Source organism: Paenibacillus sp. FSL R7-0210, assembly GCF_038009085.1.
In the GTDB taxonomy this organism is placed as follows: Bacteria; Bacillota; Bacilli; order Paenibacillales; family Paenibacillaceae; genus Paenibacillus_AQ; species Paenibacillus_AQ silagei.
In genome coordinates this window covers 5152464-5162825 of record NZ_JBBPAR010000001.1, presented here as the reverse complement: position 1 = coordinate 5162825, position 10362 = coordinate 5152464, and the positions used below count along the sequence as shown (strand labels likewise).

Below are 10362 nucleotides of genomic sequence, written 5' to 3'. Positions count from 1 at the left end.
GCAAAGGGATCGGCCTTTGCCGGTAACCTGTCATGGAAAATCAAGGCGTGGACACCCCGACCCGGAAGGTGCTATCCTAACTTAATAGAATTTGTTATTAAGGGAGACGCAGCCGTGGAAAGTAGGCACTGGATGTCGATTATGCTTTTTATTGCAGCAGCACTGATGCTGTTTGTGTCATTCCTGTCGTACCAGAAAAGACATCTGCCTGTTGCCAGAACGATGATTCTGATTATGCTGACAGCAGCCTTCTACGCCTTCGGCTATGGTCTTGAGCTGCTTAGCGGGAACTTAAGCCAGGTGAAGCTGGCGCTGCACATTCAATATCTGGGTATTCCTTTTGTCTCCACCTTATGGCTGGTACAAGCGATTCAATTCACCGGAGCCGCTGCGCGCTTCCGCAAGCGACTGATCGCCCTGCTGTTCCTGATCCCCGCCGTCATCTTCATCCTGCAGCTCACCAATGACTGGCATCATCTAATCTACCGGGATTTTATGTTGAATACGGACCCTTCGGTCTCCTTGTATTACACCGTCAAGGGGCTGTGGTATAACATCCATGCTGCGTATAATTATCTGGTGCTGCTTGGCGGGATTGCGCTGTTCATATCCATGTTTGTGCGGGCGCTGCCGATTGTACGCAAACAGATTGCTGTTCTGCTTCTGGGTGCGGTTGCGCCTATGCTGCTCAATCTGTTCCTGTGGACCGGAACCCGGATTGATCTCACACCGTTCGGATTTGCAGTGTCGGGCATCGCCTACGCCTGGGGTATCCTCAGATTCAACCTGCTCCGCCTGACTCCGCTGGCGATGGCGCAGGTGTTCGAGACGATCCGGGACGGTGTCCTTCTGTTCGATTATGAGAACCAGATCGTCAGCTACAACCGTGCCGCAGAGAAGATGTTTCCCGAACTTGGGAGCAAGAGGCGCTACCCGGCGGATATGACGGAGGTGCTTGCCGGCAGCGGGGAGCTGCTTGAACGTCTTAGGGGCTTAAGCGATGAGGACGAGCGGTTTGCCTACGAGCGGCTTCAGGCCGGAAGACGCCTGTACTATAATTGCAGTCTGTCCTTCATTCATGATACAGGCATCACCCCTATTGGCAAAATCCTCTTATTCAGCGACATTACGGAGCTGAAGGAGAGCGAGGTCCGGCTGCGCGAGAATGCCCGGCAGCTATCCGAGCTGAATGCCTTCAAGGACAAGCTGTTCACCATTGTGGCCCATGATATCCGCGATCCGGTAGCATTGCTGGTCAGCCTGACAGAGCTGCTGGGCGACGAGCTGACGGCTGCGGATGCTGAGCACGCGGAGGTGGTGCGGGAGATCAAAGGGCAGGTCCGTAATACATTCCAGCTCGTTGATAATCTGCTGGACTGGTACCGCAGCCAGAAGGGAAAGGTCTCCTTCCATCCGCAGGCCTGGAGTGTACAGCAGGTGGTCCGGCAGGCCCTGATGCTGGCGGGTACCAAGGCCGGGATGAAACAGATCCGCCTGACGGAGCGTATCGGCAGCGAACTGACCGTCCGGGCGGATAAAGAGATGCTGGATCTGATCCTGCGTAATCTGCTCTCTAACGCAATCAAATTCACGGGAATAGGCGGCTCTATTGAGGTTGATGCCGTGCTTGAAGAGGAGAAGGTTATCTTGTCTGTGCGCGATGACGGGATTGGTATTGATGAAGCGACCGCAGACATGCTGCGCCTGGAGGAGCCGATTCTGAAGGCGCCGCTGGGGGAGGAGGCAGGAGATGCTCGCTTCGGCCTGGCGCTCGCGCGTGAATTCGTGCGCATCCATGGCGGGAGCCTGTGGTTTGAGAGCAAGCCGGGAAGTGGAACGATTTTCTACTTCACGTTGCCGGGATCGGCAGGAGGAGAACGGATGGAGTAACGGGCAGCGGGAGGGAGGATATATAAATGAAGGTTATACTGGTCGATGATGAACGGATGATGCATCTGATTCTTAGCACTATGCTGCTTAAGCTGCCTGAAGTCGAGCTTGCGGGTACGTTCACAGATACGAAGCCGGCTGCTGCCTTTCTGGAGGAGCACCCGGATGTGGAGCTTGCCTTCGTGGACCTCTCTATGCCGGGAGAGGGCGGCATGGCCTTTGCAGCCAGGCTGGCGGCTGCCGGTTCTCCAGTGCAAATTGTGTTCGTGACCTCTCATAAGGAATTTGCCCTGGAGGCTTACGACTTGTCCGTGCTGGACTATCTGGTCAAGCCCGTCTCCCAGGAGCGGCTTGCGCGCACGGTGAACCGGGTGCTTACCCAGCGGCGGGCTGCTCCGGCACGGCTCTCCCCTCTGTCGGAGGTGCAGGCTCCGGCCGGTTCCGGCCGGGTAAGGCTCACGATGCTCGGGGATGTTGCCGTGAGCAGCGGGGCAGGCCGGGTCAAATGGACCTCCCGTAAATGTGCTGAGCTGTTTGCCTATCTGCTGTTGCTCCGGGGAAAGCGCGTCCCCCGTTCCAGGCTGGTTGCGGATATCTTCGGCGGCATGCATAAGGCCAATGCGGAGAGCTATCTTAACACTACCGTCTATCAACTGCGCAAATCTTTGGAGCCGCTGGGCCTGCGTGAAGCGATCCGCTCGGAGAACGATGGGTATGCGCTTGAGCTTCAGGCGCCGGTTATCGACTATCTGGAATTTGAACAGGAGGCAGCCGCCTTGCACACCATAGAACCCCCGGATATAGAGCGGGCTATGCGTATCGAGCAGCTCTATACAGGAGAGCTGTTCGGCGACAAGGCTTATGTGTGGGCCATCCATGAGACGGAGCGTTATGCGGAATTGTATGCCTCCTTCGTCAAACGGCTGGCCGCAGCGCTCATTGCCAGCCGGGATTCCGCTGCGGCCTCCAAGCTGCTGCTGAAGCTGAACAAGCGGAATCCGCTCGATGAATCGGTGATCCGCCAGCTGATGGCCGTGCACGAGCTGGCCGGAGACAAAAAAGGCCTCAATGCCGTCTACACAGACTACGTGCGGCTGCTAAGCCGCGAGCTTGGCATCAAGCCCTCCGGCGATCTGATCTATCTGTATGATTCCCTGGTCCGGCGGATCTCGGAACTCAAATAATCTTTGTTTCAGCCTTCTCCGGAGGGCCCGGATTACGGGTCCTCCGGTTTTTTTTTGCTGCTCAACCCAATCAGAATGGCTATTGCTAGAGTAGATTACCTTGAGGGTGATTCTGTTAGAGTGGCGGCAAGGAATTTCGCCAAAAATGTGGACAGGGGTAAAGGCGCGAATCCGTTCCGATTACATTAGGAAATGGGGGGATACAGATGGATTTCAGTGCATTGACTGGCCTTTTCGTAGATAACAACGGTTCAGTCGTGCTGAATGTTCTGTTATCTACTGCCTTGATCTGGAGTGTTAAGCAAATTGCGAATAAAGAGAAAGTGATTCAGAATTATCAGAAACGCGATGAGGAGAATGAGAAGCAGCTTAGCGAATATAACCGTACGCTCGTGAAGCTGCTGATTGAGAGAGGAACCGCAGAGAGAAAACCTAATGATGAGGAGGTCGTCAACAAGTGAAGCTCCTCGATATCTTTCGCAAGCACGAGCTGAAGCCCAGCCGGGTCAAACGGGAAATTGAGACCCTGGGCCAAATTCAGGAGGCGTATGAATCCAATGATCTAGAGAGGCTTATTGATCTGCACCGCACTGGCTTAGGTAGAAGGGGAGATGATCTGCATGGACATTATTGACTTGGTACTGATTACACTGGAACTGATCGCCTTGATCGCTTTTACCGCATATGTTATCCGTTACAGCAAATATTTCATCGGACGGGGGCCTATGCGCACCTATAATTTGTACCTCCGCAGTGTATGGGTAACTTATGGGGCAGTAGCGCTTCTGTGTCTCAATCTGCTGTGGGGAAGGCTGAACATTATTCTCGGGCTGAATCTGTCCGGCAGCTTATCCGATATCCTGCGGGAGTATGTGCTGGTGCTGACGCTTGTCATGCTTGTATTCGCAGGCTTGATGCACAAGGAGTTATGGGACAGCAACCATAGGCACAAGCCCCGCCGTGAGCGCAAGAAACTGAAATAGCAAGCCCCATTCCCCATCATTCCCCCTCGGACACCTGTCCTCCGCCACGTTCATCTCTCTCAATATGAAAAAGCACCAGCTCCAGCTGAAACAGCTGTCTCTAACCATCACCCTGACCGTTTTGGAGAAGCGGGATATTCAGATATAATAGGGGAAAAGCATGCAGGGAGGCGGTCTGTTTGACTTCGAATGATACGCTGCAGCTGGCGACCTTCGCCGGCGGCTGCTTCTGGTGTATGGTCAAGCCGTTCGACGAGCTGCCGGGCATCGTCTCGGTGGTGTCGGGTTATACAGGAGGGCATACGGAGAATCCGACCTATGAAGAGGTAGGATCGGAAACTACCGGACACCGGGAGGCGGTGCAGATTGTCTATAATCCGGAGCTGTTCCCGTATGAACGGCTGCTGGACATCTATTGGCAGCTGATCGATCCGACGGATGACGGCGGGCAGTTCATGGACCGGGGGCATTCTTACTCTCCGGCAATCTTCATTCAGAATGAAGAGCAGCGGAAGCAGGCGGAGCTGTCGAAGGAGAGGCTGAAGGCCAGCAAGCGCTTCAAGGCGCCAATTGTGACGCCCATCCTGCCGGCTGCGCCGTTCTATCCGGCGGAAGCGGAGCATCAGCACTATTACCGGACCCATCCGCTGGATTATAAGTTATATCAGAAGGGCTCGGGCCGTGACGACTTCACAGCGCTGCACTGGAACAGCCGTGAGGATAAGAAGCGGCTGCGGGGGCAGCTCACGGAGCTGCAATATGAGGTCACCCAGAACAAAGGCGCGGAGCCTGCCTACCAGAATGCGTATTGGGACCACTTCGAGGAGGGCCTTTACACGGATGTGATCAGCGGTGATCCGCTGTTCAGCTCGGCAGCCAAATTCGATTCCGGCACAGGCTGGCCCAGCTTCACGGGTCCGGTGGAAGAGGGGATAATCCGGCGGGAAGCCGATTATAGCGGCGGACAGGTGCGGACTGTGCTGCGCAGCAGGTTAAGCGGAGCTTATCTGGGGTATCTAACCTTTGACGGACCGGAGCCGGCGAAGCAGCATTATCATATCTATTCTGCCGCCCTTCTGTTCGTCCCGAAGGCAGAGCTTGAAGACCGGGGGCTGGGACGGTATGTGAGACTTTGAAGCTTGGGTCTATTTATAGCTGCCTTGAGCATATGCTTGATCTATAGTCCTGTCCACAAAAGGGGTTGAAGATTTGGCGGGTGCACTTTTAGGCAGCTTTTTGTCTGCAATGGCAACGGTGCTGGGCGTTATTCCTATTCTGTTCGTAAGGCGGCTGTCCGAGCTGTGGAAGGATGTGCTGGTGGCCTTCACCGCCGGGATCATGGTCTCTGCAAGCACCTTCGGGCTGATGCCGCAAGCCATTAAGGAATCGGGTATTACCGCGCTGACTCTGGGGCTGATTACCGGCGTATTGCTGCTCGATCTGATCGAGAGTCATATTCCGCATATCGATGTGGAGAATAAGCCCGGCCTCAGCAATCTGGATTCCAAAGCGCTGCTCGTCATGATTGCGCTGTTCATTCATAACATCCCTGAAGGGCTCAGCACAGGCTTCAGCTATGCCAGCGAGCAGACAAGCCTCGGCCCAATGGTGGCGATTGCGATCGGCGCTCAGAATATGCCGGAAGGGCTGATTCTGGCGATCTTCCTCATGAATGCCCGCGCCAGCCGGCGCAAGGCCCTAATTATAGCCGCACTGACCGGACTGATGGAGATGGTGTCGGCTGTGATCGGGTATTTTACAGCCAGCTATGTACAGAATGTGGTTGGATACGGGCTGGCATTTGCTGCCGGGGCAATGCTCTTCATCGTGTATAAGGAGCTGATCCCGGAGAGCCACGGCCACGGATTTGAACGGCCCTCGACGTATTCGTTTATCTTCGGGCTGCTGGCGATGGTCTATATTACGCAGTTTTTTGGCTAGGCTGCTTCAGCGGCAGTGTCATTTGCATCTGCCTGCCGCAGCCGCTATACTATAACGCAATCCCCGGTTCCTATTGAGAAGGAGTGATGACAGGATGGTTAGACTGGAATGGGAAGCTGTATTATCCTTCGTATTATTGATTGCTTCATACCTGTGCTTATACACGGCTATTCAGAAGCGGACGAATTTCGCCCGCTACAGCATGACGGTTCTCCTGATAGCCAGCGGAGCGCCGCTCGCAGTGATGCTGATTCTGGAGAGCAGAAGGGAAGCGCTGGATGCCAATATCGGGCTGGGCATGGCGTTTCTGCTGACCTGGCTCATTACTGCAGTGGTATTTGTGGCTGCATTAATTACGTGGATAGTTAAGGCAAGGAATCGCGTGCGTAGGTAGAAAATAAGAAGCTAAGCAAAAAATAAGAAGCTGTCCAGAGACTGTAATGCCTACAGTTTCCGGACAGCTTCTTCTGTTAAAATATAAGAATTTATATATTTTACGCTATAAATTATCCTTCTATTTCTCGCTGAAACGGTACCGTCCTTTAAAAGGACGGCGAAGCCGTTTCCACTTGGCCGTAAGCACGCTCTATACGTGCAGGGTATACCGTCCTGCCTTGCTGAAATCCCGTACAGCTTCAAGCTCCAGTGCAGAGAGCGGCTGCGAGCGGGCAGCCGCAATATTCTGCCGCAGCTGCTCCAGGCTGCTGGCCCCCGGGATCACGGCGGCAACCGCCGGATCGGCCAGCGGATATTGCAGCGCGGTCTGCGTCAGCGTCCGGGTAAGGGTAGTCTGGCTCATCAGTTGATCATGCAGCTCCGTAAGCTCTGCCTCCGTATAGTCGAGATACGCCCGCTGTGCCTTGCTGCGGCCATGATCGGTCAGAATGCCGCTCGCCAGCGGCCCCCGTGCAATCAGGCTGATGCCCGCGCGGCCCAGCAGCGGAAGAATGCTCTCCTCCGGGCGTCTGTCGAGAATGCTATACTGGCTCATCACGCTGACGATACCGGAGCGCTGCACATATTCCCGGATCACATTCGGCCGGATGGAGGAGATGCCGTAATGCCGTATTACCCCTTCCCGCTTCAGCTCCTCGAAGGCCTCAATCGTCTCATCGATATCATCCTCCAGCGTTCCTCCGTGCAGCTGATACAGGTCAATATAATCGGTCTGCAGCCTGCGCAGACTCTCCTTCACAGCGGAGCGGATATAGGCCTTGGAGGCATCCCAGCTCCAGCCTTCCTTGCCGGGAATTCTGCGGTTGCCCACCTTGGTCGCCAGGATCACATCGGCGCGGCGGTGCCGGATGGCCTGACCGACAATCTCCTCATTGCGGCCCTCATCGTAGAGGTCGGCGGTATCCAGGAAGTTAATTCCGCGTTCGAGCGCTTCGTGGATAATGGCGGTGGCCTGCGCTTCCTCTGTCCCCAGCGACATGCAGCCAAGCCCCATGGCACTTACATGTAAATCGGATTGCCCCAATCGGTTAGTCTTCATCGGATGTCCTTTCGTTACGCAGTGATGGTTATGAATGAGTTCATTATAGCATTCACGCATACCGTAAGCACTCGGGAGGGAATGCTTCAAGGTTCAATGGGTTAGGGAGATCTGCACAAAAAAAGAATCCTGCACCACCGCGAGCGGTGGGCAGGATTGCCGTCATAATCTATGATCTGTAGGTTCGGCAGGTGCAGTATCCGCCCCGGCTTATCCGCGCAGAATCGTCTCAATCTGCTCCAGCTCTTCCGCGCTTAGCTCAGGCGCATTAAGTGAAGCTACGGCATCCTCGATCTGGCTGATCTTGCTTGCCCCGATCAGTGCAGAGGTCACCTTGCCGCCGCGCAGTACCCACGATAGGGCGAGCTGGGACATCTTCTGTCCGCGTGCAGCCGCAATCTCGTTCAGCTTGCCAACCTTGGCCAGCACCTCAGGCGTGAGCTCCTTCTCGGAGAGGAAGACACTCGGTCCGGCTGCGCGGGAATCGGCTGCGATGCCGTTCAGGTAGCGGTCCGTCAGAATCCCTTTTTGCAGCGGGGAGAAGGCGATGGTGCCGATGCCCTCTTCCTCCAGCACATCCTGCAGGCCGTCCTCGATCCAGCGCGACATCATCGAATAGTTCGGCTGATGGATCAGGCAAGGCGTGCCCAGGCGGCGGAGAATCTGTGCGGCTTCACGCGCTTCCTCCGGTCTATAGTTCGAGAGGCCCACATACAGCGCCTTGCCCTGGCGTACCAGCAGGTCGAGGGCGGACATGGTTTCTTCCAGCGGCGTATTCGGGTCTGGACGGTGGTGGTAGTAGATGTCTACATAATCCAGCCCCATCCGCTTCAGGCTCTGATCCAGACTGGAGACGAGATACTTCTTGGAGCCCCATTCACCGTAAGGGCCGGGCCACATATAGTATCCTGCTTTGCTGGAGATGATCAGCTCATCGCGGTAAGGGGCAAGATCCTTCTTCAGCATCTGCCCGAAGCTCTCTTCGGCAGAGCCGGCGGGCGGACCGTAGTTATTAGCGAGGTCGAAGTGGGTGATTCCTAAGTCAAATGCCCGGCGGACCATAGCGCGGCCGTTCTCAAAGACATCATTGCCGCCGAAATTATGCCACAGCCCGAGGGAGATGGCCGGGAGCAGCAGGCCGCTGCGTCCGGTGCGGTTATATTTCATCGTGTCATAACGTTCAGGATTGGCGATATACATATTGGATTCCTCCTAAATTTAAGTTGTGCGGGACTTCATACCTCCCTAATTGTAGCGGATAAACGCTTTCAATCGTATGTCAGCAAGGATGATTTTTATAGCACAATGTCCGTATCTGCATGGCGGAGCCGGTATTCTTTGGGCGAGCAGCCCTTCACCTTCTTGAACATCCGGGAAAAGAGCAAAGCATCCTGATACCCCACGGATTGCGAGATCTCCCCGATGGTGCAGCCTGTCTCTGTCAGCAGCTCGCAGGCTTTGGACATACGGAATTGGAGCAGATATTGCTGCGGCGGCAAGCCGACCGTCCGCTTGAACAGCGCCGACATATATTTGCGGTCCAGCTTCAGGGAAGCGGACAGACTCTCCATCGTCACATTCTCGGCGTAGTGGGCTTGGAGGTAATGCAGGCACTGCTCCACATAGACACTTCTGCTGCGCGGAGCCGGGCTGTCGGCAGCCGGGACCGTGCGCAGCAGCAGGGCGAAGAACTCATAGAGCATCACCTTCAGCGGCAGGTCCAGCAGCTCCCCGCTGCTTCCCGTCTCCGATAACCTGGCAGACAGCGAGGGCATCAGCACCTGGTCCATCGGGAACACCGGCTGCTCCGGGGTTAGCGAAGTTCGTGATAACAGATAGGCCGCCTCCTCCCCCGTAAAAGCAATCCAGGAATACAGCCAAGGATCATCCTGATCTGCAGCATAATGCGTGACCACATGCGGATAAGTGAGGAAGGCCTGCCCTGCGTTCAATGTATGGGTGGCTTCACCGACGGTTACCTTGCCGGTTCCGGCGTGAATGAAGTGGACTTTGTACAGGTTGCGTACTCCGGGTCCGAATGAATGACCGGGTGCGCACTGCTCCTGGCCCCAGTAATGCAGATATAAGTCAGGATTGGCCCGGTGAGGGCGATGGGCGTTATATTTGAATACAGTCATGCATGCAGCCTCATTTCCTAAAAGGATGATGACACTCCTAATGAACATATACCTCTAGTATACCTCAGAAGGAGGAGGACCGGACAACCGCAAATAGTCCCAGCCCGGGGAGGGAGGGACTAGGAGTATGAGGCTGAAGGCAGGCTGGCTGGGGCTGCTGGGAATCAGGCTTCCATTTTGAGCATAACCAGCTCTTCTACCGGCTGTCCGTTCACCAGATGCTCCTCCACGATACGGGCCACATCCTCTGTCGTTACATTGTAATACCAGACCCCGTCCGGATACACGATGACAAAAGGGCCGTTGCCGCATAGGCCGAGACAGCTGGTTTTGTTGATTTTGACCGTCTTGTTGATCCCTTGCTCCACCAGTTGCTCTTTGAATTCCTGCATGACATCCAGGACATCCTGGTTATTGCAGTGCTCACTGCAGCAGAAGAGCAGATGCTTCTTAAGTACCTTCAGACGCATATTCATCGCGGTTTCCCCCTGGATTCTATAAGAGTAGCTTACCTGTTATACGATGAGTATAGTCTCTTTTGTCCGCGCTGTAAGGAGATCGGAGCATTGTTCCCAAAGGCTTAATAACTGTCATCAATTGGAGAATTCAGTGTAATCTAAGCTGACTTCAAATCACTGAATTTGTGGAAAATGTGTCCGGCGGGCAATTTCCTGTTTCATAAATTTTTTTGCGGAACCCGGCTCAAGATCGAAAGTTACCAGTTTCGCGGA

12 protein-coding genes are annotated in these 10362 nt (G+C 54.9%); 8 read left to right on the top strand and 4 right to left on the bottom strand.

Annotated elements, in window-relative coordinates; translation table 11 throughout:
• The first annotated feature begins 114 nt into the window (after nt 1–114).
• The 8 genes from MKY64_RS21925 to MKY64_RS21890 all read left to right on the top strand — a co-directional run bounded on the left by MKY64_RS21925 (nt 115) and on the right by MKY64_RS21890 (nt 6392).
• Nucleotides 115–1890: a sensor histidine kinase gene (locus MKY64_RS21925; RefSeq protein ID WP_340955695.1), complete on the top strand. Its 1776-nt coding sequence runs from the start codon at nt 115–117 to the stop codon at nt 1888–1890.
• Between the two features lie 26 nt (nt 1891–1916).
• Complete coding sequence (locus MKY64_RS21920) at nt 1917–3074, top strand: response regulator (protein ID WP_340955693.1); 1158 nt, start codon at nt 1917–1919, stop codon at nt 3072–3074.
• 206 nt (nt 3075–3280) lie between these two features.
• Entirely contained in the window at nt 3281–3535 is a 255-nt protein-coding gene (locus tag MKY64_RS21915; protein WP_036723207.1) for a hypothetical protein, read from the top strand.
• Entirely contained in the window at nt 3532–3708 is a 177-nt protein-coding gene (locus MKY64_RS21910; protein WP_155991288.1) for a hypothetical protein, read from the top strand. Before MKY64_RS21915 ends, MKY64_RS21910 begins: the two co-directional genes overlap by 4 nt.
• On the top strand, nt 3695–4057 hold the full coding sequence (locus MKY64_RS21905) for a hypothetical protein (protein WP_036723208.1): 363 nt from the start codon (nt 3695–3697) through the stop codon (nt 4055–4057). Before MKY64_RS21910 ends, MKY64_RS21905 begins: the two co-directional genes overlap by 14 nt.
• A 179-nt stretch (nt 4058–4236) precedes the next feature.
• Complete coding sequence (gene msrA, locus MKY64_RS21900; protein WP_340955685.1) at nt 4237–5193, top strand: peptide-methionine (S)-S-oxide reductase MsrA; 957 nt, start codon at nt 4237–4239, stop codon at nt 5191–5193.
• A 73-nt stretch (nt 5194–5266) separates the two neighbouring features.
• Entirely contained in the window at nt 5267–5998 is a 732-nt protein-coding gene (locus tag MKY64_RS21895; RefSeq protein WP_036723217.1) for a ZIP family metal transporter, read from the top strand.
• Between the two features lie 94 nt (nt 5999–6092).
• The gene (locus tag MKY64_RS21890) at nt 6093–6392 is read left to right on the top strand and encodes a hypothetical protein (RefSeq protein WP_340955683.1); all 300 of its coding nucleotides are present in this window, start codon (nt 6093–6095) and stop codon (nt 6390–6392) included.
• A gap of 192 nt (nt 6393–6584) precedes the next feature.
• On the opposite strand, the gene MKY64_RS21885 is transcribed toward MKY64_RS21890, so the two are convergent.
• The 4 genes from MKY64_RS21885 to MKY64_RS21870 all read right to left on the bottom strand — a co-directional run bounded on the left by MKY64_RS21885 (nt 6585) and on the right by MKY64_RS21870 (nt 10107).
• On the bottom strand, nt 6585–7493 hold the full coding sequence (locus tag MKY64_RS21885) for an aldo/keto reductase (protein ID WP_340955681.1): 909 nt from the start codon (nt 7491–7493) through the stop codon (nt 6585–6587).
• A 210-nt stretch (nt 7494–7703) separates the two neighbouring features.
• Nucleotides 7704–8693, bottom strand: a complete 990-nt coding sequence (locus MKY64_RS21880) for an aldo/keto reductase (RefSeq protein WP_036723221.1) — start codon at nt 8691–8693, stop codon at nt 7704–7706.
• A gap of 95 nt (nt 8694–8788) precedes the next feature.
• Nucleotides 8789–9631, bottom strand: coding sequence for an AraC family transcriptional regulator (locus MKY64_RS21875; protein WP_340955679.1), 843 nt, complete (start codon nt 9629–9631; stop codon nt 8789–8791).
• Nucleotides 9632–9795: 164 nt separating this feature from the next.
• The gene (locus tag MKY64_RS21870; protein WP_339253992.1) at nt 9796–10107 is read right to left on the bottom strand and encodes a (2Fe-2S) ferredoxin domain-containing protein; all 312 of its coding nucleotides are present in this window, start codon (nt 10105–10107) and stop codon (nt 9796–9798) included.
• Nucleotides 10108–10362: the final 255 nt, after the last annotated feature.